This window comes from uncultured Oscillibacter sp., from assembly GCF_900544955.1.
Taxonomy (GTDB): Bacteria; Bacillota; Clostridia; order Oscillospirales; family Oscillospiraceae; genus Oscillibacter.
In genome coordinates, this window is record NZ_UQXD01000004.1 from 71,749 (window position 1) to 94,422 (window position 22,674).

Below are 22,674 nucleotides of genomic sequence, written 5' to 3' on the forward strand. Positions count from 1 at the left end.
CGCCGGGGGCGGCTGTTCGTTGGGTCGGTTACTCCTCGTCCTCGGAGGGCTCCTCGTCCAGGCTGCTCAGGTCGAACTCCAGCTTCTCCCCGCAGTTGGGGCAGATCACCTGGCCGTCCTCCAGCACGGAGTCGTCGAAGTAGATGGTCTCCTCGCAGGTGGGGCAGGTGGTGGCGTAGCAGTCCTCGTCCTCGTCCAGATCGTCCTCGTAGTAGGCGTCCTCGTCCTCGTCGTCCTCGCCGAAGACCACGTCCTCCACGTCCTCCAGATCGTCGCTGACGGCGTCCAGGCCGTCGGCCAGCTCGCCCTGCTCGTCGTGGATGTCCTCCAGCTCCAGGGCGATGTCCTCCAGCACGTCGATGATGGCGGCAAGCAGCTTGCCCTCCTTCTTCTCGGTGTCCAGCTCCATGCCCTCGGCCAGGCCCTTCAGGTAGGCGACCTTCTCAGTGATTTCCATAGCAGTAGCTCCTTTCGTCCTATAAAAGTAGCGGTTCGCAGTGATGGAAAGGGGGGACACCGTCCCCCCTTGCTCCTCTTTTACTCCTTGCAGCGGCCCAGGTACTCGCCGGTGCGGGTGTCCACGGTGATCTTCTCGCCCTCGCTGATGAACAGGGGCACCTTGATCTGGGCGCCGGTCTCCACGGTGGCGGGCTTGGTGACGTTGGTGGCGGTGTCGCCCTTCACGCCGGGCTCGGTCTCCGTCACCACCAGGTCCATGAAGTTGGGGACCTCCACGGCAAAGACGCTGCCCTTGTAGCTGGCCAGCTTGCACATGGTGTTCTCCTTGACGAACTTGAAGCTGTCGCCCAGGACGTCCCCGTTCAGGGGGATCATGTCGTAAGTCTCGGGGTCCATGAAGTAGTACAAATCGCCGTCGTTGTAGCTGTACTCGGCGTCCTTCCGCTCCACAACCGCCTGCTCAAACTTGGCGGTGGGGTTGAAGGACTCCTCGCGGATGGCGCCGGTCATCACATTTCTGTACTTGGTGCGCACAAAGGCGGCGCCCTTTCCGGGCTTGACGTGCTGGAACTCCACGACGGTCATCACTTTGCCGTCCATCTCAAAGGTGACGCCGTTCCGGAACTCGCCGGCAGAAATCGTAGGCATAGGTTTTCCTCCTCACAAATCTGACGAGAAAACGACCTGTGGAAGGACATTTTCTCAAACATTCCATATCTTGTTGACAGCCGATGATATTTTACCGTATGTTGCCCGCTATTGCAAGTATTTTTCAGCCAGTTCCTGGTTTTTTTCCGCATTCTCCGGCTGTTTTGCGGCGGCAGGCCGCCTTGGCGGGCGCCTGGAGGGCATGGAGCACTTTCTGCCAGCAGGAGGCGGCGCCGCCCACCGGCTCCACCATCAGCGCCAGAACCCCGGCCCGGTTGGCCGCCAGCATGTCCGTGAGCAGCTTATCCCCCAGCATGGCGGTCTGCTCCCGGCCCACCCCCGCCCGGGCCATGGCGGCCTCCAGCCCCCGGGTGGAGGGCTTTCCGGCGCCCCCCTGGTAGGGCACCCCCAGGTCCGCGCAAAACTCCGTCACCCGGCGGCCGGAGCGGTTGTTGGAGACGATCATGAAGGCGATGCCCGCCTCCGCCAGGGCGGCGATCCAGTCCCGCAGGGGCTGGTCCGGCCAGCGGTCCCGCCGGGCCGCCAGGGTGTAGTCCAGGTCGCTGAGCAGCAGGGACACCCCCCTCCCTCTCAGATATTCAGGCGTGATATCCGCGTAGCAGTCCACCACGCGGTCCGGGATCAGGGAAAACGGCATAAACGGCTCCTTGTCTGCATAGGCATGGTTTACCCGCGGCAGCGGCGGACGGGATGAATGTTCCGCCGGGCCGCGGCGGGCGTTCCCAAGCCGGACGCCGCCTCAGCCCCGCACCGTCTGCCGGGGACAACTTCAGTATAGCAGTTTTTGCTGCGTCACACAAGGGGGAGATCATATTGCAGGTCTATCTGGCCGTCACGCCGGGAGAGGCCCGGGAGGCGTCCGCCTTCAGCCGCACCCTGGCCCACGTGGCCTACCGGGTGGGGCCGGGGTCCGTTTTGCTGCGGCAGAGCCTCCTGCTGCAAACCAAGGGCGGGCTGCTGTCCCTCAGCGACCGGGAGGCGCCGCTCATCGAGGAGCCGGAGGCCCTGTGCGGCGCGGTGCTGCGGGAGTGCAGCCGGTGGGGGTACACCGGCGCGGTGCTGGACTTTGAGGAGCCGCCCCGGCGGGACCGGCTGGCCTTCGCGGAGGCCCTGGGACAGACTCTGGCAGCCAGCCGGCGGGTGCTGTACCTGCCGGAGCGCTATGCCTCCGCCGCCCGGAGCGCCGTGGTGCTCATCGGCACCGCCGTCTCCGGCGGCAGCTTTTCCCAGCACCTCCAGGAGTGCCTCACCCAACACAGCGAGCGCCGCCTGGCCCTGGACGTGGAGCGGCTGCGGATGGACTTCCGCCTGCCCGCCCGGTCCGGCCAGGGGGAGCCGCTGACGGCGGAGGCGCTCCGGCGCCTGATGGAGCAGGAGGCCCCGGCGGTGTTCTTCTCCCAGGACCTGTGCGCCCGGTACTTCACCTACACCCGGGACAAAGAGGCCCACTTCGTCCTCTTCGACGACGCGGACACCCTGGGCCAGAAGCTGCGGACCGGGGCCGCCCTGGGCTACACCGCCGCCTTTTTCATGTGGCCGGAGGTGCGGGACATCGCCGGGCAGCTGTTCTCCCGGCGGCAGCCGTAAAAAAAGAAGCTGTGCCGTTGGCACAGCTTCTTTTTCTGCAACTCAATAGAACCGCTTCTTGCTGTTCTTGCGAGCGGCCTCAGACTTCTTGCGGCGCTTGACGCTGGGGCTCTCATAATGCTCTCTCTTGCGGACCTCGGCGATGACACCGGCCTTGGCGCAGCTGCGCTTAAAACGCTTCAGTGCGCTGTCGATGGACTCGCCTTCCTTGACACGGATTTCAGACATCTATATTTCCCTCCCTCCGAGGTATCCGGCTATCTCCAGGATACTTTAAGGGCCATAAACTATGGCTTTAACATTTGCATTATACAGAATTCCGAAAAAATTGTCAAGGGGTTTTTCAAAACTCCGCAGTTTCCCGCGGTTTACCGGCCTCGGGCGCCCGGCGGCGGTAGAGGATCGGCTCGTCGTAGCCGAAGGTCCGCCTGCCGTTGACTTCCATCGTCTCCTGGACCTCCAGGACCTCCGGGGAGAATCGCTCGAACAGGGTGAATTTCAGCACCGGGGAAAACATGCTGACGCTTCCCCCCTCCCAGACGCCGTCTCTCAGGCGGTACACCGCCGGGGTGAACTTTGCGGACACCCGCAGCGCCGCGAACCCCACCGGCTCGAACGACGCGTAGGTGAGAGGCTCCCCGGCCTTCGCCGGCAGCTCATAGGAGTCCAGCCGCACGCCGTCCCCCTCCTCCGTGAAGAGAAACAGGTGGGGCGAGGCGTGGGTCTTTCCCCCCGCGGTGTAGTAGCTCTCCTCCAGCACAAACACGCCGGAAAAGCCCTCCGGCAGGCCGCGGATCTTGTCGTTGCAGGGGGTATTGCGGTGCTCCGCAAAGGGGAACGCCGTCTCGCCCTGTTCCTGCATCCGCCGGTATTGCTCGGCATTGTCAAACTCGCCGCACAGCAGCGCCAGCATCCCGTTCAGCTTCTCCACAGATGTCCCCCCTCCTCACAGGGGCTTGACGATCAGGTTTACCAGCCGGTCCTTTACCAAAATGGTCTTGACGATCTGCATGCCCTCCAGGGCCTTGGTCACTTTTTCCACCTGCCGGGCGGCGGCCACCACGGCCTCCTCCCCGCTGCCGGAGGGCATGGTGATGGTGCCCCTCAGCTTGCCGTTGACCTGCACGGCCATGTCCACCGTGGCGGCCACGGTCTTGCTCTCGTCGGCCTGGGGCCACGCCGCCTGGCAGCACATGGTCCCCGTCCGGGCGGCGAAGCCCAGCCGCTCCCACAGCTCCTCGGTGATGTGAGGGGCGAAGGGGTTCAGCAGCAGCAGCAGATAGCGCAGGTCGCCCCGGGAGCAGCCGTTGGAGGCAAGCTCGTTCACCAGGGTCATCAGGGCGGCGATGGCGGTGTTCATCTTCAGGTTGTCGATGTCGTCGGTGACCTTCCGGACGGTCTTGTGGATGGCGGGTTCATTGGCGGCGGTCGCCTCATAGCTCTCCCCGGCGGTCTCCGCCAGGTTCCACACCCGGTCCAAAAACCGCTTGGAGCCCTTCACCGCCTCGGTGGACCAGATGGCGGCCTTCTCGAAATCGCCCACGAACATGATATACAGCCGCATGGTGTCCGCGCCGTACTGCTCCACAATGTCGTTGGGGTTCACCACATTGCCCCGGGACTTGGACATCTTCTCGCCGCCCTCGCCCAGGATCATGCCATGGCTGGTGCGCTTGGCGTAGGGCTCCTTGGTGGGCACCACGCCGATGTCGTAGAGGAACTTGTGCCAGAAGCGGGAGTAGAGCAGGTGGAGCGTGGTGTGCTCCATGCCGCCGTTGTACCAATCCACGGGGGACCAGTAGTCCAGGGCCTCCTTGCTGGCCAGGGCCTTGTCGTTGTGGGGGTCCATATACCGCAGGAAGTACCAGCTGGAGCCGGCCCACTGGGGCATGGTGTCCGTCTCCCGCTGGGCGGGGCCGCCGCACCGGGGGCAGGTGGTGTTCACCCAGTCGGTCATCTTGGCCAGGGGGCTCTCGCCGGTGTCGGTGACCTCGTAGCTCTCCACCTCCGGCAGCAGCAGCGGCAGCTCCGACTCCGGCAGGGGGACCCAGCCGCACTGGGGGCAGTTCACCAGGGGGATGGGCTCTCCCCAGTACCGCTGGCGGGAGAACACCCAGTCCCGGAGCTTGAAGTTGGTCTTGGGATGGCCCAGGCCGTTGTCCGTCACCCACTTCTTCATGGCGGGGATGGCCTCCTTCACGGTCATCCCGTTGAGGAAGCCGGAGTTGACCATGATGCCGGTGTCGTCCTTCAGGGTGAAGGCCTCCTTGGTGATGTCGCCGCCCTTCACCACCTCGACGATGGGCAGGGAGAACTTGGTAGCGAACTCCCAGTCCCGCTGGTCGTGGCCCGGCACGCCCATGACGGCGCCGGTTCCGTAGCTCATCAGCACGTAGTCGGAGACGAAGATGGGGATCTGCGTCTGGTTGGCGGGGTTCACGGCGTCCACGCCCACAAGGCGCACGCCGGTCTTCTCCTTGTTCAGCTCGCTGCGCTCAAAGTCGGACTTGCGGGCGGCCTCCTCCCGGTAGGCGGCCACCTCGTTCCAGTTTTGAATCCGGTCCTTCCACTTGTCCAGGAAGGGGTGCTCCGGGGAGAGGACCATATAGGTGACGCCGAAGAGGGTGTCGCACCGGGTGGTGTAGACGGTCATGGTGTCCCCGGCGGTGGTGGTGAAGTTCACCTCCGTACCCTCGGACCGGCCGATCCAGTTGCGCTGCTGGATTTTCACCCGGTTGATGAAGTCCACGTCCTCCAGGTCGTCGATGAGGCGGTCGGCGTACTTGGTGATGGCCAGCATCCACTGGCTCTTCTCCTTGCGGATCACCTCGCCGCCGCAGCGCTCGCACACGCCCTCCACAACCTCCTCGTTGGCCAGGACGATCTTGCAGCTGGTGCACCAGTTGACGGGCATGGAGGCCTTGTAGGCCAGGCCCTTTTTGAACATCTGGAGGAAAATCCACTGGGTCCACTTGTAATACGCCGGATCGGTGGTGTTCACCTCCCGGTCCCAGTCGAAGGAGTAGCCCAGCATCTGAAGCTGCTTGCGGAAATTGGACACGTTGTCGTGGGTCACCTTGGCCGGATGGATGTGGTTTTTGATGGCGTAGTTCTCCGTGGGCAGACCGAAGGCGTCGTAGCCCATGGGGAAGAGGACGTTATAGCCCTGCATCCGCTTCTTCCGGCAGATGATGTCCATGGCGGTAAAGGGCCGGGCGTGGCCCACGTGAAGCCCCTGGGCGGAGGGATAGGGGAACTCGATGAGGCCGTAGAATTTCTCCCGCGTCTTGTCGCCGTTGACGGCGGCGAAGGGCTTCTCCTCCAGCCATTTTTGCTGCCACTTTTTTTCAATGGCGGTAAAATCGTACTTCATATGCTTCTCCTTCATCTGATGAACGTCGTTTGATGCGGAAAACGCCCCTGACCAAAACGGTCAGGGGCGTGCAAACGCGGTACCACCCTGATTCAGCCGGCGGCGGGCCGGCCCTCAGCGATCCAAAACGATCCGGCCGGTAACGGGGCCGCCGTCCCGCCCTACTCCGTGGTTCAGGCGGAAAACTCCGGGACCAGTCCGACGAAGCTCCCCCACCGGCTCGCAGCGGCCGCCGGCTCTCTGAAGGCGGGAGGGTTCGTCTCTCTTCCCATCAATGTCTTTAACAGCCCTATTTTACGGGGACTTTCGCCGTTTGTCAAGGGGAATTCCGGCACCGCATATTTTTTTCCTTTTCCTTGCTCTTGCGGACGCTTGGTGGTATAATGTTTATTGTCTACAATTTCTCCATGGAATTCCCTTGGAGAGACGGCGGAAAGTGTGAGGATTCAAATTGGACTATAAATTTAAGCGTGAAAATCTCAAATCCCTGCGGGATGTGGCTTATGAGGCCATCAAGGAGGCCATCCTCAGCAACAACATCAAAGCAGGCGAAAAGCTCACCGAGTCCAGCATCTCCTCTCAGCTGGGCATCAGCCGGGGCCCCATCCGGGAGGCGCTCCGCCAGCTGGAGCGGGACGGCCTGGTGCAGAGCCAGCCCTACCGGGGCACCGTGGTGGCGGAGTTCAGCACGGAGGAGGCCGACAAGGTGTATATCCCCATCCGCCAGCTGGTGGAGGAGTACGCCTGCCAGCGGGCTTCAGAGCTGTTCACCGAGGAGGACTACCAGTTTTTAAACGAGTGCATCTGCAAAATGGACGCCGCCTGCGCCCAGCGGGACCTGGAGGCCGCCTCCCGGGAGGACGCGGCCTTCCACCGCTACATTGTGGTGCGGTGCACCAGCGGGATGCTGACCTCCATCTGGGACTCTCTCTCCGCCCATTTTTACGGCCGGATTTTCTTTCAGAACCGGCTGAAGGAGGAAAAGCCGGAGTTCTCCTACATTCCCGAGGAGCACCGGGACATGCTGGCCGCCATCCAGTCCGGCGACCAAGCCGCCATTTCCAACGTCATCAAAATCCATGTGCAGTGACCCGGCGTCAACGCCCCTCCGGCCGCTCAAGCGGCCGGAGGGGCGTTTTTTCAGGTTCTCAGCAGACTGCGGCCGGGCCGCCGGTGGGTGTGACGCCCCTGGGCGATCACTGGGACGCCGTTGACCAGCACATAGTCCATCCCCTGGGAGTAAACACAGGGGTTTTCGAAGGTGGAGCGGATGGTCAGATCCTCCAGCGCAAACACGTTGATGTCGGCGTAACAGCCCTCCTGGAGCAGCCCCCGCTTTTCCAGACGGTAGAAGGAGGCGGGCAGGGACGTGACCTTGCGCACCGCCGTCTCCAGGGGCATTACCCGCAGATCCCGCACATAGTGGGCGAAGAAGTACATCATCCCCATATAGTGCAGGGGGATGGCCGTCTTTTCCGCCAGGCTGCCGCCCTCGGTGGTGGTGAAGCCGTCCACCACCATCATGAACATGGGGTCCGTGATGCCGTCGATGACCATCTGCTCCGGGAAGAGGTGGCCCAGCATGATACAGCTGGCCATCTGCTCCTCCGCCGCGGCCAGGATGTCGAAGAAGCACTCCCACTCGTCCTTGTGCCACAGCGCCGCGATCTCCGGGAACGTCATGCCGATGATCTCCGGGAAATTGGGACAGGACTGCATCCGCACCCGGTCCCACTCCCCGCGGGTGATGAAGCGCCAGTAGCGGTCGCAGTCCCCCCGCAGCCGCTGCCGCTGGGCGGGGTCCTGCAAAATCCGGCAGGTACCCTGCCAGCCCCCCTCCATGGCCCAGGCCGGCAAAATCGCCTGCATCTGGCCAATGCCGAACTCGATGGGGGTCATGTCGGAGAGAATGTCCAGCCCCGCCGCCCGGGCCTCATGCAGCATCCGGTTGCCCCGCCGCCAGGCATCCTCCGGCGCGCCGGTGTTCATCCGGATGTTGAAGTGGGACAGCACGCCCCGCACCGGGTGCTCCCGCAGCGTCTCCAGAAACTCCTGGATGGACTCCAGCACCTGAGAATCCCGGTTGCGGATGTGGCTTGTGTAGATGCCGTCGTACTCCGCCAGCACCCCCACCAGGCGGCTGACCTCCTCCCGGGTGGCCTGCCGGCCCGGCTCAAACTCCAGGCCGGTGGAAAAGCCCACGCAGCCCGCCTCCAGGGACTGGCGCAGGTACGTCTCCATCTGACGGAACTGCTCCTCCGTGCAGGTGGGGCCGTAGACCCCCGCCAGGTGCCGCAGGGTGTTGTGGCCCACCAGCCAGGCCATGTTCTCGGAGATGCCCATGTGCTCAATGGCTGCAAAGGCCTCCCGGAAGCCGCCGATGGGCGGTTTGGCGTCCGCGGAGATCAGCCCCACGGCGATGCGGCTGCGCACCTCTTGGGTGATGGGGGACTCCGACAGGCCGCAGTGGCCCACGATCTCCGTGGTGACGCCTTGGCGGATGGAGCTCTGGGCCTCCGGATTGGCCCAGATGGTGGAGTCGGAGTGGGAGTGCTCGTCGATGAAGCCGGGCGTCACATACTTCCCGGCCGCGTCGATGACCAGGTCCGCCTCCACCCCGTCCAGCCGCCCGATGCGGTCAATCCGGTCCCCCACGATGGCCACATCCGCAAAATAGGCCGGGTTTCCGGTGCCGTCGATGACCCGTCCATGTTTGATGAGAATGTCCGGCCGCTTTTCATATGGTCTCATGTGTGGTCTCCCTTCTTATACCAGGCCCAGCAGCGACGGAATCAGCGTGCAGATGCCGGGGAAATAGGTGATGAACAAAATACAGCCCAATTCGATCACGATGAAGGGGATCATGCCCCGCACCACCCGCTCAATGGAGATCTTTCCGATGCCCGCGCCCACATACAGGCACACGCCCACCGGCGGCGTCACCACGCCCAGCGTCAGCGTCAGGCAGACGATGATGGCCAGGTGCAGCGTGCCGATGCCGTACACCTCCCCCATGGAGACCAGGATGGGCGCCAGCAGAATGATGGCCGCGCCGGGGTCCAGGAACATGCCCGCCACCAGCAGGCAGACCACCACCAGCAGCAAAAACACGTAGGGGCTGGTGGTGATGCCGGTGATGGCCCGCAGCAGCACCTGGGGAACCTGGTTCACCGCCAGAATCCAGGACAGGGCCGTGGCCGTGGCCAGCACCAAAAAGCAGCAGGCAATGGTCACGCCCGCATTCACCAAAATCCGGTACAGCTGCCTCCACCCGAAGTCCCGGAAGAGGAACATGCTGAGCACCAGGGAGTACACGGCGGCGATGTTGCCGGACTCGCTGGCGGTGAAGACGCCGGAGAGCACGCCGCCCACCACAATCAGCGGCATGATGAGCACGGGAATGGCGTAGGAGAGGATTTTCAAAAGCTCCTTGAAGGGCGGCATGGGGTCCGTGTTCTTGGGGTAGTTCCGCCGTTTGGAGATGTACGCGGTGAAGGCCATCAGCGCAGCGCTGATGAGGATGCCCGGCAGGATGCCCCCCAGGAACAGGGCGCTGACGGAGCCGCCGGTGCACATGGCGTAGATGATCATGATGTTGCTGGGCGGGATGATGGGTCCCACCACGGAGGCCGCCACAGGCACCACGGTGGCGAAGTCGTCGTCATAGCCCTCGTCCTTCATGGTGGGGATGGTCATGGCGCCCACCGCCGCCAGATCCGCCACGGCGGCGCCGGAGATGCCGGCAAAGAAGGTGGAGGCCAGAATGGCCACCAGCGCCGTGGCCCCTCGGACCCGGCCGATAACCACCCGGCAGAATTCCATCAGCCGGTGGGTGATGCTGCCGGTGCTCATCAGCTCCCCCGCCAGGACGAAGAACACGCCCGCCAGCAGCGGGAAGGAGTTGATGCCGGTGAAAAAGGTCATGGTCACCGTGGTCTGCGGAATCACCGGGTCCACAAAGGAGGTCACCATGGCGGCGATGCCGATGCTGTACGCCACCGGCGTCCCGATGATGAGGAAGAACGCAAATGTCAAAAGACCCAGCGTCACGGCGCCTCACCTCCCTCCACCGGCCCGTCCCGGAACAGGCCGATCATCTTGTCGATGATCTGCAGCGAGGACAGCACGCCGGACAGCGGCAGGATGCAGTATGCGATCCACATGGGCATCTGCAGCGCGGGAGAAATCTGGTAGGTATTCCGCAGCACCAGGGTGATGCCGTAATAGGTGACATAGACGTTCAGGGCCAGCATCCCCAAAAAGGAGATCAGGCGCATCCCCGTTCTGGCCCGCCTGCCGCAGCGCTCCAGCAGGAAGGTAAAGCCCAGGTGGGCGTCCCGCCGGATGCCCACGCTGCAGCCGATAAACACGGCGAACACCATCAAAAAGCGCGCGCTCTCCTCCGTCCAGAAAAGCGGGAGCTCCAGGACATAGCGAAACAGCACCTGGCAGAAGACGCACACCAGCATCGCCAGCATGGAGGCCGCCAGCACGACCTCGGACAGCTTATCCAACACCGCACAGAATTTTCGATACATGAGATCACCCTTTCCTCAAGAAGAAGGCCCGGCCGGCGGCGTTCCGCCGGCCGGGCTGTTGCATGCCATCAGGGATGGAGGACGTCCGCCTCCGCCTCCGCGGTACACGCCAGTGCCTGATCCACCCACTGGTCCCCCAGGGTATCCCGCATGTAGCCGATGACGGCATCCTGACAGGCGTCCTTCAGCCGGGCCCGCTCGGAGGCGGGCATCACATAGACCTCCACGCCCTTTTCCGCCATATCGGAGAGGGAGTCGGTGGCCGCCAGCTCCTTGGGCGCCCGGAGGTAGTACTGCCAAATCCGGCCGCCGGCGGCGATCACGCCCCGGAACTCCTCCGACAGGCCGTTCCACGCCTTGTCGGAAATGCACAGCCAGGCGGAGCTGACGGTGTGCTGGTCCACCGTCAGGTAATCCAGCACCTCGTAGAAATTCATGGAGTACATGACGTCGGGAGAGTTCTCAAAGCCGTCGATGACGTTCTGCTCCAGGGCGTTGTAGACCTCGCTGCCGGACATGGGCGTGGGGTTGGCCCCCAGGGCGGTCATCATATTCAGGTACACCGGCGTCTCCATGACCCGGATTTTCATCCCCTTCAGGTCCTCCAGGGTCTGAATCTGCTTGGCGCTGGTGGCAAAGGAGCGGAAGCCGTCCTCGCCGATGCCCAGCGCCCGGGCGGTGGTGGTCTTGTACAGCTCCGCCTTCAAGGCGGCGCCGAAGTCGCCGTCAAACACCTGCCAGGCCACCGGCCCGGAGGAGAACAGATAGGGAATGGCCAGCACCGCCATGGGGGGCACAAAGCCCGCCAGAGTGCCGTCGGTGATGGTGCACAGGTCCAGGTCTCCCGCCGCCACCAAGGAGAAGGAGTCCCCCTCGCTGCCAAGCTGCTTGGAGGGGTAGAGCTGAATCTGCACCAGGCCGTTGGTGGAGGCCTCCACATAGTCCCGGAACGCGGCGGCGGCCCGCCACTCCACGTTGTCCCCGGCCGGGGAGGCCAGGGAGAAGCGCAGCGTGACCTCGGGTGTCACGCCGGTGTAGTTCCCCTCCAGCTCCGGGTAGGTCTCCACATACTCCACCACCGTCTTTGCCTCGCCGCCCGCCCCGTCGGAGGTCCCGCCCCCGGCGGCCTGGCCGGCCGTATTTTTGCTGGTATCCAGGCATCCGCAGAGGGAGAGTACCATTGCCAGGGAGAGCATCCATGCAATTGTCTTTTTCATCGTATTCCTTCCTCTCTTCTTTCTGATTGTGGAGCCGCCCGCCGGGCCGGCCGTGGGTCAAACTTTGTCGCAGCGGTATTTTTCAATCGCCCTGTCATCCACCTCGATGCCAAGGCCCGGCTTCATGGGGACGGCGGCGTAGCCGTTCACCGCCGGGATGTCGTCCCGGACGATCTCCCGCCGGATGGGCGTGTCCCACACGCAGTACTCCAGCAGGCAGGCGTTGGGAATGGAGGCGATCAAGTGCAGGGAGGCCGCCTCCACAATGCCGGAGCTCCAGCAGTGGGGCACCACGTTGATGCCGTTGATTCCCGCGTGGGTGGCAATCCGCTTGGCCTCCGTCAGGCCGCCGCAGCGGGTGACGTCCGGCTGGACGAAGCCCACCTTCACATAGTCGATGAGCTGCTTGAAGCCAAAGCGGGTGGTCTCGTTCTCCCCGCAGACGATGCGGGTGTGGGTGCTCTCCACCAGCTTTTTGTAGCCCTCGTAGTCGTGGGGCCACAGGGCCTCCTCCACCGCGTAGGGCGAAAACTCCTCCAATGCGTGGACCAGCTGAATCCGGGAGGCGGCGTCAATGGTCACCTCCGCCGACGGAATAAAGCCCACGTCCAGCAGCAGGTCCATCTCCTCTCCCACCGCCTCCCTGGCGGCCTTCACCAGCGCGATGTTCTCCTTCATCCCCAGCTCGAAGCCGCCCCAGCCCAGCTTCACGGCGGTATAGCCCTGTTCCTTCCACTTGAGGGCCTCCTCCGCCGCCTCCGCCGGCGTATAGGGCATCAGCGTGCTGGCGTAGCAGCGCACCTTGTCCCGGTACATGCCGCCCAGCAGCTTCCAGATGGGCTGGCCGGTGGCCTTGCCGATGATGTCCCAAATGGCGATGTCGATGCCGCTCATGGCCTGGATGGCGGCGCCGTGCTGGCCGTAAAACAGGCTGGCCAGGTACATATCGTCCCAGATCTTCTCCACCTCGAAGGGGTCCTTCCCCACCACCGCGGCAGACAGTCCCTGGCAGATGCGGTGGGACACCGGTGAGTCGATGATGGCCTTCACCACCCAGGGGGCGGAGTCCACCTCTCCATAGCCCACAATCCCCTCATCCGTGTAGACCTTGATGATGATGCCGTCCTGAGCGCTGTCGTTGATCAGCAGAATCTCCCCCGGCTGCCGCACCGGAATCGCTTCGACCTTTGTAATCTTCATACCCTTCCCTCCATGTTCCCATGATGCGTCTCGCGCGCCAAACTCCCGGCTCCGCAGCCGCGGCGCCCGGAAGCTCCGGCTACGGTTTGATTGTATCATTTCGCTTGCTGATTGTAAACTGTATATTGTCAACAATTTTAACGGGATTTTGATACATTTCGCACAAGCCGTCCCCACGCAGAAGAAGACCGCGGCTCTGAGAGCCGCGGTCTTCCGCACAGTTCTTTTCGATTTCAGTCCGCCGTCAGCACGCCGCTCAAGTCCAGGGGCTTGCCGTCGTGCCACAGCCGCTCCAGGGAGTAGAACTCCCGTGCCTCTTCGGAGAACACGTGGACCACCACGCAGCCGTAGTCCAGCAGCACCCAAGTGCCGTCCCGGTAGCCCTCCCGGCGCAGGGGGTCCTCCCCCGCCTGCTCCTTCATGGCCTTTTCCACGGAGCCGCACAGGGCGTTGATCTGCGTGTTGGAGCTGCCGGTGGCGATGACGAAATAATCCGCCAGGGTGGTCTGCTCCGTCACTTCAATGGCGCTGATCTCCTTGCCCTTCTTCTCATCCAGGGCCTTGGCGGCAATGATTGCCAATTCTTTCGGTGTCATTCCATACTTCCTTTCCTATTTGGTCCTCATGCCGCCGGCGGCGGCTCAATGATGGAGAAATTCGGCTCCGTGGGCACCTCCGGCTCTGTGGCGGGAGGCTCCCCGCCGCCCTCCGGCGGCGTGACCGGGTTCGTGGTCCCGGACTGGGACGTGCCCGGGTCCGTGGTGCCGGGATCTGTGGTGCCGGGCTGGGAGGTTCCGGGATCCGTGGTACCCGGCTGGCTGGTGCCGGGCTGACTGGTCCCCGGGTCCGTGGTACCCGGCTGGCTGGTGCCGGGCTGGTTGGTCCCTGGGTCCGTGGTGCCCGGCTGGTCGGTCCCGGGCTGACTGGTCCCCGGGTCCGTGGTGCCGGGCTGGCTGGTGCCGGGGTCTGTGGTCCCGGGGTCTGTGGCGGTACCGATGATCTCCCCGGTCTCCGGGTCGATGATGTTGCCGTTTTCATCCACCACCGGCTCGTCCGTGGGCTCCTCCGCGGGTTTGGCGGGCTTCACCGGCGGCTTGGCGGCGGTGCTGTCCTCCACGTGGCCGGTGGTGGAGCTGATGGAGCCGTCGGCATTGACGGACATGATGTCCAAATCCCGCAGCGTAGACGGCTCCACGAAGGGGCTGAGGGAATTGTTCACCAGGTCCAGCAGCTCCCGGGCCTTGGGCACCACGTAGGACTGCATGTTCTTCACCGTCCGGCTCCAGCAGCTGGCCGGCGTGTTGGGCATGGTGACGAAGTTCACGTTCTCCACGCTGAGGCCCCCCAGCACCGCCTGCTGGCCGAACCATAAAAGCTCGTTGAAGGACAGGTCCGTCTCCACGTTTTTCTGGAACACCTGGGCAAACTGTCCGATCTTGGTGACGTTCTTCACCTGGAGCAGCTGCTCCACCACGGCCTTCAAAAAGGCCTGCTGGGTCTTGATCCGGCCCAGGTCGGCGTCGGGATAGCCGTTGCCGCGGTTGTCGTGGCGCCAGCGGATCACGCCCATGGCGGCCTCACCGTCCAGCTTCTGATAGCCCTTGTCCACGTCGATGACCAGGTCCTGATAGGGGTCCTTGTACTTCATGTCCCGGGGCACGTCGAAGTACACGCCGCCCATGGCGTCCACGATCTCCCCGATGGCCTCCCACTCCACGATGATCTGGTAATCCGGCTCGAAACCCACCAGCTGGGAGATCTCCTTGTAGACCGCCTGGATGCCCTTGTCCCCGCCGCCGTACCAGTTGTAGACGGAGTTGATCTTCTTCAGATCCCAGGAGACGTTCACCATGGTGTCCCGGGGGATGGACATGACGGTGGCCTTCTGGTTGGTGACGTCGTAGCTGGCCAGCAGCATGGTGTCCGTGTTGCCGCCGCCGCCGGTGTCCCGGCCCAGGATGAGGACGGTGTAGTAGGCGTCGGACTTCCGGGCACCCCCCGCCTTGGGCTGGACGCCCTCGCCGTAGTCGATGCCGCCGCCCTCCTGGGTGGGGCGGTTGTCCCGGTTGGGAATCTCTGGCTGGACGAACAGGCTCTGGCAGGCGGCCACCACCGCCAGTACCACCGCCAGCAAAACCGCCACCGCGGCCAGCAGCTTCTGCTGCCGGGTCAGGCGGCTCTTCCTCTTCTGCTTTTTCGGCTGCTCTCCCAGCCGGTTCCCGCCCGTCTTTTTCTCTTCTCTGCGTCTTTCCACGTCGTCTCTATCCTTTCAGCGCGTCCCGGGCCTCCAGCGTGGCGCGGTGCACCGGGTTTCCCATGGCCTCCATCTCCTGGACGGTCATCTCCAGGCCCAGCAAAAGCCCCTTGTCCAAATCCTCATAGCACGTCCGGCGGAGCGCCTCCACCCCCGGGAAATCCCGGGAGGGCTCGATATAGTCCGCCAGGTAGAGGATTTTTTCCAGCAGCGTCATGCCCGCCCGCCCGGTGGTGTGCCACCAGATGGCGCCGTAAATCTCGTCGTCCACGCCGAACACCTCCCGGGCCAGGGCGGCGCCGGTCTTGGCGTGGAGGAGCTTCAGCGCCTGCTGCTCCAGCTCGTCCAGGGCGATGCCGTACCGGCGGCACAGCTCCAGCTGGGCGGCCATGTCCAGCCGCTTCGTGCAGTCGTGGAGCAGCGCCGCCACCCGGGCCTTTTCCACGTCGGCGCCGTAGCGCTCCGCCAGGCGGATGGCCTCCTGCTCCGTTCCCAGGACGTGGGGAATGCGCTTGTGCTTCAAATAGCTGAGGGCCACCGGCCGCAGCTCCCGCAGCGGCAGACGCCGCAGGTCCGCCCGGGTGTCGTACAGCCCCTCCCGCAGGATATAGCCGTAGACCGCCGGGGGCAGCAGGTTGGCCCCCCGCCCCGCCGCCAGAAGCTCCCGCAGCTCCGTGGAGGACACGTCCACCACGCCGGGGATGGTGAGGGTGAAGAGCCGGGCCTGGGGATAGGTCCGGTAGAGGTAGTCCCGCTGGACGGAGAACAGCTCCTCCGTGTCCGCCTCGGTGCGCCCGAAGGCGGCCACGCCCGCCAGGGACAAAATCCGCTCCGGCTGGTGCCAGTTCTGCAGGGTGAGGAACATGTCCGTCCCCACCAGCAGCCACAGCTCCTCCGCCGGATACCGGCTTCTCAGCTGCTCCAGAGTGTCGGCGGTGTAGCTGGCGCCCTCCCGCCGGGCCTCCAGGTCCAGCACCTCCGCCCGGTCCCCCAGCCCCAGCTGCTCCGCCGCCAGACGGGTCATCTCCAGACGCTGCTCCGGCGTGGGGCTCCCGGCGGGCAGGTGCTTGTGGGGCGGCAGCCCCGCCGGGATGAACAGCAGCCGATCCAGTTTCAGCAGCTCGAACACCGCCCGGGCCGCCGTCACATGGCCCAGATGGGGCGGATTGAAGGTGCCGCCGTAAATGCCGATCTTCATGGAATCTCCTCTTTTTCCAGTTTCTTGGCGCCCCGCGGAAGCGGCCAGCGGAAGCTGCGCCGCCTGCGGGGAATCCCTCCGGCGCCCGGGGCGCCGCCCCCGGCGAACGCCCGGAGGCACCGGAGGTCCAGCGGCCTCACAAAGGCCGCTTTTTCAGCGTCTTGACCAGCTGAATCCGCTTGTCCTTGGGCTTGGAGTGGCTCTCCCGGTACAGCACAAATTTCGTGCCGATGACCTGGACCACCTCGCTGCGGGTGGCCTTGGCCAGCTCCGCCGCCGCCAAGCGGGCGTCATAGTCGATGTTGTTGTCCAGGACCCGGCCCTTGATGAGCTCCCGGGCCTCCAGGGCGTCGTCGGCCTGCCGGATCAGGTTCTCCCCGATGCCGTCCTTGCCGATCTGGAGGATGGTGTCCAGGGTGTTGGCCAGTCCCCGGAGCTGGGCCCGCTGCTTGCTTGTCAATTCCATGTTGTTCTCCTAAATATCATAATAGACGCTCAATTCCCCAGATAAGTTGCAAGCTTTTCCGCAAAAACCGCCAGAGCCCTGCCCCGGTGGGAAATTTCACTCTTCTCCTCCGCCGTCAGCTGGCCGAAGGTCTTGGCCCGCTCCGGCACGAAAAACACCGGGTCGTAGCCGAAGCCGCCCTCCCCCATGGGGGCGAAGGCGATGGTGCCGTCGCACCGGCCCTCCGCCGTCAGCTCGTCGCCGTTGGGGAAGGCGCAGGCGATGGCGCAGGCAAAGTGGGCAGCCCGGGTGGTCTGGCCCCGCATGGTCTGCAGCAGCAGGGTGTAGCGCCCCCTGTCGTCCAGGCCCTCCCCGCCGTACCGGGCGGAGTAGACCCCGGGCCCGCCGTTCAGGGCGTCCACGCAGAGGCCGGAGTCGTCCGCGATGGCGGGCAAGCCCGCCGCGGCGCAGATGGCCTTGGCCTTCAGCATGGCGTTTTCGGCAAAGGTGGTGCCCGTCTCCTCCACGTCCACGGTGATACCCAGATCCCCGGGGCTCACCACCTCCACGCCGAAGCGGGACAAAATCTCCCCCATCTCTCTCAGCTTTCCCGGATTGTGGGTGGCAAGTACAAATTTCATCAAAATTCCTCCTCCAGTTGGGCCAGCCGGTCCAGTTTCCGGTTCCGCAGCGTCAGCGTCAGGTCCACCGCCACCATCAGGATGTCCACCACGTAAAACGCCGCCACATAGGTCACGTTTCCGCTGAGGAACTTCCCCGCCAGGCCGCAGAGATATCCCGCGATGATGCACAGCTCAAAGACCGCGCTCTTGCCCCGGGCCGTGCGGGAGCGAAGCGATTTGGCGATGTTGAAGGGCCAGGACAGGCCAAAGCAGATCAGCATCAGCATTTCAAACACCTGCGCCATTCCCTCAGCCCTCCAGAACCTGCCTCTGTATCTCCAGCAGCTCCCGGCAGCCCTTGGCGCACAGGCGCACCAGCTCCTGCTGCTCCGCCAGGGTGAAGGCCCGGCCCTCGCCGGTGCCCTGGAGCTCCACCAGCTCCCCCGCCCCGTTCATCACGCAGTTCAAATCCACCTGGGCCCGGCTGTCCTCGCTGTACCGGAGGTCCAGCAGCGCGGCGTCCTCCACGATGCCGGCGGAGACGCCGGCCACGGGGCAGCGGATGGGATTCTCCGCCAGAACGCCCCGCTCCACCAGTCCCCGGCAGGCCAGCGCCAGGGCCAGAAACCCGCCGGTGACGGAGGCGGTCCGGGTGCCGCCGTCCCCCTGGAGCACGTCGCAGTCCACGGTGATGGTCCGCTCCCCCAGCTTCCCCAGGTCCACAGCGGCCCGGAGGGACCGGCCCACCAGCCGCTGAATCTCCGCACTGCGGGGGGAGAGCTTCAGCTTGGCCACATCCCGGCGGGTCCGCTCTCGGTTGGCCCGGGGCAGCATGGAATACTCCGCCGTCACCCAGCCGGTGCCCTCGGGCACGTGGGGCGGCGCTTTGTCCTCCACGCTGGCGCAGCAGAGCACCATGGTGTCGCCGCACCGGATGAGGCAGCTCCCCTCCGCAAATTTCACAAAATCGGTGGTGATGTCGACAGGGCGCAGCTCGTCAAACGCCCGTCCGTCCACTCTGGTCATGCGCGATCTCCTCCTGTTTCCAAACGATTCCGGCCGCGGCCCCATGTCCGGGGACGCGCGGCGCCCCTCCGTCCCGTCATCCGTTCCGCAGGGCGGAGCGGAGGGTCTCCACGGCCCGGCCGTACTCCCCCCGGTGGACGTAGACGGTGTGGCTGTACAGCGCCTCCTCCCGGAGGCCGCCGATGCCGAAGCGGGCCCGCTCCGGGGCCCGGGCGGCGCCCCGGGTCCTGACGGTGCAGGCGATTCCCGCGGCGGCCAGGGCCTCCCGGATGTGCGTCAGCTTCTGCCACGAGGGAACGGTAATCAGCTCCCTCCGGTTCCAAATGGTGAGCATCCCGCACGCCCCTTTCCGCGCCCGACCCTCCGCCAGCGGCGCGGGGCCGCCCGCACTCAGATGATGGCCTCCACATACGCCCGGGCGTCGAAGGGCCGCAGATCGTCGATGCCCTCGCCCACCCCGGCAAACTTCACCGGCACGCCCAGTTCCCGGGCGATGGCCACCACAATGCCGCCCTTGGCGGTGCCGTCCAGCTTGGTGAGGACGATGCCGGTGAGGCCGGCGGCCTCCTGGAACTGCTTGGCCTGGATCAGGCCGTTCTGGCCGGTGGTGGCGTCCAGCACCAGCAGCGTCTCCCGGGCGGCGCCTGGGCACTCCCGGTCGATGATCTTGGAGAGCTTGGAGAGCTCCGCCATCAGATTCACCTTGTTGTGCAGCCGCCCGGCGGTGTCGCACAGCACCACGTCCACCCCCCGGGCCTTGGCGGCCTGCAGGGCGTCAAACAGCACGGCGCCGGGATCGGCGCCCTCGTGCTGGCGGATCAGCTCGCAGCCCGCCCGGTCCGCCCAGATGGCCAGTTGGTCGGCGGCGGCGGCCCGGAAGGTGTCCGCCGCGCAGAAGAGGACCCGCCGCCCCTCCGCCTGCAGCTGGTGGCCCAGCTTGCCGATGGAGGTGGTCTTGCCCACGCCGTTGACGCCGATGAACAGCACCACGCTGGGCTGGGTGGTGAGGTCCAGCGCCCCGTTCCCCACGTCGATCATGTCCGCCAGAATCTCCCGCAGGGCGGCGCGGACCTCCTCCTGGTCCCGGAGCTTCTCCTTCCGCACCCGGGTACGGAGCTGCTCCACCGCCTCCAGGGCGGTGTTCATGCCCAGGTCCGCCAAGATCAGCGTCTCCTCCAGCTCCTCAAAAAAGGCCTCGTCCGCCTCGGTGAAGCCGCCGAAGAGATTGGTGGTGATTTTTTTCAGTTTGTCAAAAAAGCCCATAGTGCCCTCCCCATCAGGTCTATAAAATCAGGAGCGCGGGTGCGGCTCCTCCCAGTCGGTCTCCGCGCCGCAGACGGGACAGTGATCGCCGGAGCGGCTGCCCAGCCACGCGCCGCAGCGGGGGCACCGCACCAGCGCCCCGTGCAGCACAAGGCCCGCCAGAAGCAGCAGCACGCCTCCCGCGCCCCACAGCCCCTGCCCGCCGGAGACCAGCGCCTCCACAATGCCCGCGGCCGTCACGGCCATGGACAACCTCTGCTTTTGCAACAGGCTCATCCCCCGCCTCCTCGCGGAATCTCCGCCTCCCGGCCGGGCCGCCCCGGCAGCTCCGCGCTGCCGGATGCCCCGCCCCCTGGCCGGATCGTCCCTGTGAATGGCCAGAGTCTTGCCCACGCTCTGCTCCTGCACGGCGGCGTCCCTCAGTCCGCCGGGAACCCCGGCATCCCCATGCTAGCGAATGTTCAGCTCCTTGGCCAGATCGTTCATATTGATGGTCAGAATCTTGCTGACGCCCTGCTCCTGCATGGTGATGCCGTAGAGGACGTCCGCCTCCTCCATGGTACCCCGGCGGTGGGTGATGACGATGAACTGGGTCCGGCCCGCCAGGCGCCGCATGTAGCGGGCGTAGCGGGTGACGTTGGCGTCGTCCAGGGCGGCCTCGATCTCGTCCATGACGCAAAACGGCGTGGGATGGACCTTCAAAATGGAGAAGTACAGCGCGATGGCCACGAAGGCCTTCTCTCCGCCGGAGAGAAGGGAGATGGTTTTGAGGCTCTTCCCCGGGGGCTGGGCCTTGATCTCGATGCCGCAGCCCAGGATGTCGGTCTCGTCCTCCAGCTCCAGCGTGGCGGTGCCGCCGCCGAAGAGCTCTTCAAAGGTGGTCTGGAAGCTCTCCGCCAGCAGTTGGAACTGCTCGGCAAAGATCGCCGTCATCTGGCCGGTGATCTCCTCGATGATGCCCTCCAGCTCCCCCTTGGCCTTCTCCACGTCGTCCCGCTGCTCCGTCAGGTAGGTGTACCGGCCGTTCACCCGGTCGAACTCCTCGATGGCGCCGATGTTGATGGCGCCCAGGGCGGCGATGTCCCGCTTCAGCTCCCCGATGCGGCGGGAGGCCTTGGGCACGCTCTCGATCTCGATGCGCTGGGCCTGGGCGTCGGAGTGGCTGAGCTCATAGTGTTCCCAGAGACGGTCCAAAATCTGCTTTTCCTCCATGGCGGAGGTGGAGAGCTTCGTCTCCAGCTTGGAGGCAGCCCGCTCCAGGTTCAGCAGCGTCTCGTTCATCTCCTGGCTCTGTTTGTTTTGGGCGGTGCGCTCCGCCTCCAGGGCGATTTTCTCCTCGTTCAGGGCGGACAGCCGCTCCTGGAAGGTCCGGCTCCGGCCGCTCAGGTCCGATAGGACCTCCCGCCGCCGGGCGATGTCCTGCTCCGCGGCGTCGATGTTGCGCTGGTAGGCGCAGACGGTCTCCTCCTTCTGCCGGCGGTCCCCCGCCAGGTCCGCCGCCACCTGCCGCAAATCCGCGGCGCGGCGGGCGGTGGATTCCCGCTCGGCGGTGAGGGCCGCCAGGGCGGATTTCTTCGCGGTGATCTCCTCCGTCAGCGCGCCAGAGCGGGCCAGCAGCTCCGACTGGCCGGAGAGGGCCGCCTCCGCCCGGCGGCGGTGCTCAGCGGCCAGCGCCTCCTGCTCCGCCATGCGCCCCTCCGCCTCCGCCGCCCGGGCGGCGTTGTCCTCCAGCCGGCCGGTGAGGCTCACCAGCTCCCCGTCCAGATTCTCCAGGCTCTCCGCCAGGGAGCGCAGCAAGCTGTCGTAATGGCTCTTGGCGCCCTCCAGCCGCAGGACCTCGTCCTCCGCCTGGCGGCGCTGCCCCTCCGCCGTCTCCAGCTCATACTGGGCGGCAGAGAGCTCCCGGTTGGCCGTCTCCTCCTCCCGCCGGGCGGCGGAGAGGGCCTCGTGCATGGCGGCGGCGCGGCCGCTGAGCTTCTCCAGCTCCGCCGCCCGGCTCAAAACGCCGGCGGAGCGGCTGGTGGAGCCGCCGGTCATGGAGCCGCCCCGGTTGATGACCTGGCCGTCCAGCGTCACGATCCGGAAGGCGTTGCGGTACTTCCGGGCCATGGCGATGCCGCAGTCCAAATCCTCCACCACCACCGTCCGGCCCAGGAGGTTTTGGAAGATGCCCGCGTACCGCTCCTCAAAGCGCACCAGACGGGACCCCAGGCCCACAAAGCCGAACTCCTGCTCCACGCCCCGCTCCCGCAGCTCCTCGCCCCGGATGGCGGTGAGGGGCAGGAAGGTGGCCCGGCCGCCGTCCCGCTGCTTGAGGAACTGGATGGCGGACTTGGCGTCCTCCTCCCGGTCCACCACGATGTTCTGGAGGCCGCCCCCCAGGGCGATCTCGATGGCCAGGGAGTACCGCTGGTCCGTCTTCATCAGGCTGGCCACCGGGCCGTGGATGCCCCGGAGGCTGCTCTTCGCCTGCATCACCACCTTGACCGCCTTGGAGAAGCCCTCGTACTCCTTCTCCATCTCCGTCAGCAGGCGGATGCGGTTGTCCAGAGCCCCCGCGTCCATGGTCAGCTTGATCCGCCGGTCCGCGGCGGCGGCGGCCTTTTTCCGCCGCTCCTCCATCCGCAGGCTGTGTCCGGCGATGATGTTGGCCACGGCCTGGGCCTCCTCCCGGGCCTCCTCCAGGGCCTTGCGGTTATCCCCGGCTTCCCGGCGGGCGGCCTCCAGCCGGGCCTGGGCCTCGGCCCGGTCCGCCTCGGCGGCGGCCTGCCGCTCCCCGATCTGGCCGTTCTCCGCCGCCAGGGCGGCGGCCTCCGCCCGCA

General features: G+C 65.4%; 24 protein-coding genes and 1 other annotated feature. Of the genes, 2 read left to right on the top strand and 22 right to left on the bottom strand.

The annotated features are described in order from the left end of the window. Window positions 1-28: 28 nt before the first annotated feature. The 3 genes from QZS21_RS01980 to QZS21_RS01990 form a co-directional block, all read right to left on the bottom strand. Window positions 29-457 carry a CD1247 N-terminal domain-containing protein gene (locus QZS21_RS01980; RefSeq protein WP_295579598.1) on the bottom strand — a complete coding sequence of 143 codons (429 nt, stop codon included), beginning with the start codon at window positions 455-457 and terminating at the stop codon, window positions 29-31. 80 nt (window positions 458-537) lie between these two features. After that, window positions 538-1,107, bottom strand: a complete 570-nt coding sequence (gene efp, locus QZS21_RS01985; RefSeq protein ID WP_295579601.1) for an elongation factor P — start codon at window positions 1,105-1,107, stop codon at window positions 538-540. Between the two features lie 124 nt (window positions 1,108-1,231). Further along, window positions 1,232-1,765, bottom strand: a complete 534-nt coding sequence (locus QZS21_RS01990; RefSeq protein ID WP_295579603.1) for a YqeG family HAD IIIA-type phosphatase — start codon at window positions 1,763-1,765, stop codon at window positions 1,232-1,234. A gap of 176 nt (window positions 1,766-1,941) precedes the next feature. Between QZS21_RS01990 and QZS21_RS01995 the strand changes: the two genes are divergently transcribed. Continuing rightward, the gene (locus QZS21_RS01995; RefSeq protein ID WP_295579605.1) at window positions 1,942-2,715 is read left to right on the top strand and encodes a hypothetical protein; all 774 of its coding nucleotides are present in this window, start codon (window positions 1,942-1,944) and stop codon (window positions 2,713-2,715) included. A gap of 42 nt (window positions 2,716-2,757) precedes the next feature. Here QZS21_RS01995 and rpsU read toward each other — a convergent pair whose 3' ends face one another. From rpsU to leuS, 3 genes are all read right to left on the bottom strand, one after another. Continuing rightward, a complete protein-coding gene (rpsU, locus tag QZS21_RS02000; RefSeq protein ID WP_295579607.1) occupies window positions 2,758-2,943 on the bottom strand; it encodes a 30S ribosomal protein S21 in 186 nt (61 codons plus the stop codon). Between the two features lie 115 nt (window positions 2,944-3,058). Beyond that, on the bottom strand, window positions 3,059-3,646 hold the full coding sequence (locus QZS21_RS02005) for a hypothetical protein (RefSeq protein WP_295579609.1): 588 nt from the start codon (window positions 3,644-3,646) through the stop codon (window positions 3,059-3,061). 15 nt (window positions 3,647-3,661) lie between these two features. Continuing rightward, window positions 3,662-6,088 carry a leucine--tRNA ligase gene (gene leuS, locus QZS21_RS02010; RefSeq protein ID WP_295579612.1) on the bottom strand — a complete coding sequence of 809 codons (2,427 nt, stop codon included), beginning with the start codon at window positions 6,086-6,088 and terminating at the stop codon, window positions 3,662-3,664. A gap of 59 nt (window positions 6,089-6,147) precedes the next feature. Next, window positions 6,148-6,372: a binding site (T-box leader), on the bottom strand. A gap of 167 nt (window positions 6,373-6,539) precedes the next feature. Here leuS and QZS21_RS02015 point away from each other — a divergent pair. After that, a complete protein-coding gene (locus QZS21_RS02015; RefSeq protein WP_295579614.1) occupies window positions 6,540-7,178 on the top strand; it encodes a GntR family transcriptional regulator in 639 nt (212 codons plus the stop codon). A 50-nt stretch (window positions 7,179-7,228) separates the two neighbouring features. On the opposite strand, the gene QZS21_RS02020 is transcribed toward QZS21_RS02015, so the two are convergent. The 16 genes from QZS21_RS02020 to smc form a co-directional block, all read right to left on the bottom strand. Further along, on the bottom strand, window positions 7,229-8,839 hold the full coding sequence (locus QZS21_RS02020; protein ID WP_295579616.1) for an amidohydrolase family protein: 1,611 nt from the start codon (window positions 8,837-8,839) through the stop codon (window positions 7,229-7,231). 15 nt (window positions 8,840-8,854) lie between these two features. Next, a complete protein-coding gene (locus QZS21_RS02025; protein WP_295579618.1) occupies window positions 8,855-10,138 on the bottom strand; it encodes a TRAP transporter large permease in 1,284 nt (427 codons plus the stop codon). Next, window positions 10,135-10,626 (bottom strand): TRAP transporter small permease, encoded by a 492-nt coding sequence (locus QZS21_RS02030; protein ID WP_295579620.1) that lies wholly within the window; start codon window positions 10,624-10,626, stop codon window positions 10,135-10,137. The genes QZS21_RS02025 and QZS21_RS02030 overlap by 4 nt, the downstream gene beginning before the upstream one ends. Before the next feature lie 68 nt (window positions 10,627-10,694). Beyond that, the gene (locus tag QZS21_RS02035; RefSeq protein ID WP_295579625.1) at window positions 10,695-11,843 is read right to left on the bottom strand and encodes a TRAP transporter substrate-binding protein; all 1,149 of its coding nucleotides are present in this window, start codon (window positions 11,841-11,843) and stop codon (window positions 10,695-10,697) included. Between the two features lie 57 nt (window positions 11,844-11,900). Then, window positions 11,901-13,043 (bottom strand): mandelate racemase/muconate lactonizing enzyme family protein, encoded by a 1,143-nt coding sequence (locus tag QZS21_RS02040; protein WP_295579628.1) that lies wholly within the window; start codon window positions 13,041-13,043, stop codon window positions 11,901-11,903. A 233-nt stretch (window positions 13,044-13,276) separates the two neighbouring features. Then, window positions 13,277-13,639, bottom strand: a complete 363-nt coding sequence (gene rsfS, locus QZS21_RS02045) for a ribosome silencing factor (protein WP_295579630.1) — start codon at window positions 13,637-13,639, stop codon at window positions 13,277-13,279. Window positions 13,640-13,665: 26 nt separating this feature from the next. Further along, window positions 13,666-15,297, bottom strand: a complete 1,632-nt coding sequence (locus tag QZS21_RS02050) for an LCP family protein (RefSeq protein WP_295579632.1) — start codon at window positions 15,295-15,297, stop codon at window positions 13,666-13,668. Window positions 15,298-15,304: 7 nt separating this feature from the next. Next, window positions 15,305-16,495, bottom strand: coding sequence for a nicotinate (nicotinamide) nucleotide adenylyltransferase (gene nadD / locus QZS21_RS02055; RefSeq protein WP_295579635.1), 1,191 nt, complete (start codon window positions 16,493-16,495; stop codon window positions 15,305-15,307). Window positions 16,496-16,631: 136 nt separating this feature from the next. Then, window positions 16,632-16,961, bottom strand: a complete 330-nt coding sequence (gene yhbY / locus QZS21_RS02060) for a ribosome assembly RNA-binding protein YhbY (RefSeq protein ID WP_295579637.1) — start codon at window positions 16,959-16,961, stop codon at window positions 16,632-16,634. Window positions 16,962-16,990: 29 nt separating this feature from the next. Beyond that, window positions 16,991-17,581, bottom strand: a complete 591-nt coding sequence (locus tag QZS21_RS02065; protein ID WP_295579640.1) for an XTP/dITP diphosphatase — start codon at window positions 17,579-17,581, stop codon at window positions 16,991-16,993. Continuing rightward, the gene (locus QZS21_RS02070; RefSeq protein WP_295579642.1) at window positions 17,581-17,868 is read right to left on the bottom strand and encodes a hypothetical protein; all 288 of its coding nucleotides are present in this window, start codon (window positions 17,866-17,868) and stop codon (window positions 17,581-17,583) included. The genes QZS21_RS02065 and QZS21_RS02070 overlap by 1 nt, the downstream gene beginning before the upstream one ends. A gap of 4 nt (window positions 17,869-17,872) precedes the next feature. Beyond that, window positions 17,873-18,589: a ribonuclease PH gene (rph, locus tag QZS21_RS02075; protein ID WP_295579644.1), complete on the bottom strand. Its 717-nt coding sequence runs from the start codon at window positions 18,587-18,589 to the stop codon at window positions 17,873-17,875. Window positions 18,590-18,665: 76 nt separating this feature from the next. Continuing rightward, complete coding sequence (locus QZS21_RS02080) at window positions 18,666-18,923, bottom strand: hypothetical protein (RefSeq protein WP_295579647.1); 258 nt, start codon at window positions 18,921-18,923, stop codon at window positions 18,666-18,668. Between the two features lie 56 nt (window positions 18,924-18,979). After that, window positions 18,980-19,852 carry a signal recognition particle-docking protein FtsY gene (ftsY, locus tag QZS21_RS02085; RefSeq protein ID WP_295579649.1) on the bottom strand — a complete coding sequence of 291 codons (873 nt, stop codon included), beginning with the start codon at window positions 19,850-19,852 and terminating at the stop codon, window positions 18,980-18,982. Between the two features lie 27 nt (window positions 19,853-19,879). Further along, the gene (locus QZS21_RS02090; RefSeq protein ID WP_295579651.1) at window positions 19,880-20,128 is read right to left on the bottom strand and encodes a hypothetical protein; all 249 of its coding nucleotides are present in this window, start codon (window positions 20,126-20,128) and stop codon (window positions 19,880-19,882) included. A gap of 174 nt (window positions 20,129-20,302) precedes the next feature. Beyond that, on the bottom strand, window positions 20,303-22,674 hold a 2,372-nt coding region (gene smc, locus QZS21_RS02095), incomplete at its 5' end, for a chromosome segregation protein SMC (protein ID WP_295579653.1).

What these genes read in the sequence shown, in the direction of transcription:
- QZS21_RS01980 (WP_295579598.1), bottom strand. Translation starts at nt 457, where the DNA reads ATGGAAATCACTGAGAAGGTCGCCTACCTGAAGGGCCTGGCCGAGGGC.
- efp (WP_295579601.1), bottom strand. Translation starts at nt 1,107, where the DNA reads ATGCCTACGATTTCTGCCGGCGAGTTCCGGAACGGCGTCACCTTTGAG.
- QZS21_RS01990 (WP_295579603.1), bottom strand. Translation starts at nt 1,765, where the DNA reads ATGCCGTTTTCCCTGATCCCGGACCGCGTGGTGGACTGCTACGCGGAT.
- rpsU (WP_295579607.1), bottom strand. Translation starts at nt 2,943, where the DNA reads ATGTCTGAAATCCGTGTCAAGGAAGGCGAGTCCATCGACAGCGCACTG.
- leuS (WP_295579612.1), bottom strand. Translation starts at nt 6,088, where the DNA reads ATGAAGTACGATTTTACCGCCATTGAAAAAAAGTGGCAGCAAAAATGG.
- QZS21_RS02020 (WP_295579616.1), bottom strand. Translation starts at nt 8,839, where the DNA reads ATGAGACCATATGAAAAGCGGCCGGACATTCTCATCAAACATGGACGG.
- QZS21_RS02030 (WP_295579620.1), bottom strand. Translation starts at nt 10,626, where the DNA reads ATGTATCGAAAATTCTGTGCGGTGTTGGATAAGCTGTCCGAGGTCGTG.
- QZS21_RS02035 (WP_295579625.1), bottom strand. Translation starts at nt 11,843, where the DNA reads ATGAAAAAGACAATTGCATGGATGCTCTCCCTGGCAATGGTACTCTCC.
- QZS21_RS02040 (WP_295579628.1), bottom strand. Translation starts at nt 13,043, where the DNA reads ATGAAGATTACAAAGGTCGAAGCGATTCCGGTGCGGCAGCCGGGGGAG.
- rsfS (WP_295579630.1), bottom strand. Translation starts at nt 13,639, where the DNA reads ATGACACCGAAAGAATTGGCAATCATTGCCGCCAAGGCCCTGGATGAG.
- nadD (WP_295579635.1), bottom strand. Translation starts at nt 16,495, where the DNA reads ATGAAGATCGGCATTTACGGCGGCACCTTCAATCCGCCCCATCTGGGC.
- yhbY (WP_295579637.1), bottom strand. Translation starts at nt 16,961, where the DNA reads ATGGAATTGACAAGCAAGCAGCGGGCCCAGCTCCGGGGACTGGCCAAC.
- QZS21_RS02065 (WP_295579640.1), bottom strand. Translation starts at nt 17,581, where the DNA reads ATGAAATTTGTACTTGCCACCCACAATCCGGGAAAGCTGAGAGAGATG.
- QZS21_RS02070 (WP_295579642.1), bottom strand. Translation starts at nt 17,868, where the DNA reads ATGGCGCAGGTGTTTGAAATGCTGATGCTGATCTGCTTTGGCCTGTCC.
- rph (WP_295579644.1), bottom strand. Translation starts at nt 18,589, where the DNA reads ATGACCAGAGTGGACGGACGGGCGTTTGACGAGCTGCGCCCTGTCGAC.
- QZS21_RS02080 (WP_295579647.1), bottom strand. Translation starts at nt 18,923, where the DNA reads ATGCTCACCATTTGGAACCGGAGGGAGCTGATTACCGTTCCCTCGTGG.
- ftsY (WP_295579649.1), bottom strand. Translation starts at nt 19,852, where the DNA reads ATGGGCTTTTTTGACAAACTGAAAAAAATCACCACCAATCTCTTCGGC.
- QZS21_RS02090 (WP_295579651.1), bottom strand. Translation starts at nt 20,128, where the DNA reads ATGAGCCTGTTGCAAAAGCAGAGGTTGTCCATGGCCGTGACGGCCGCG.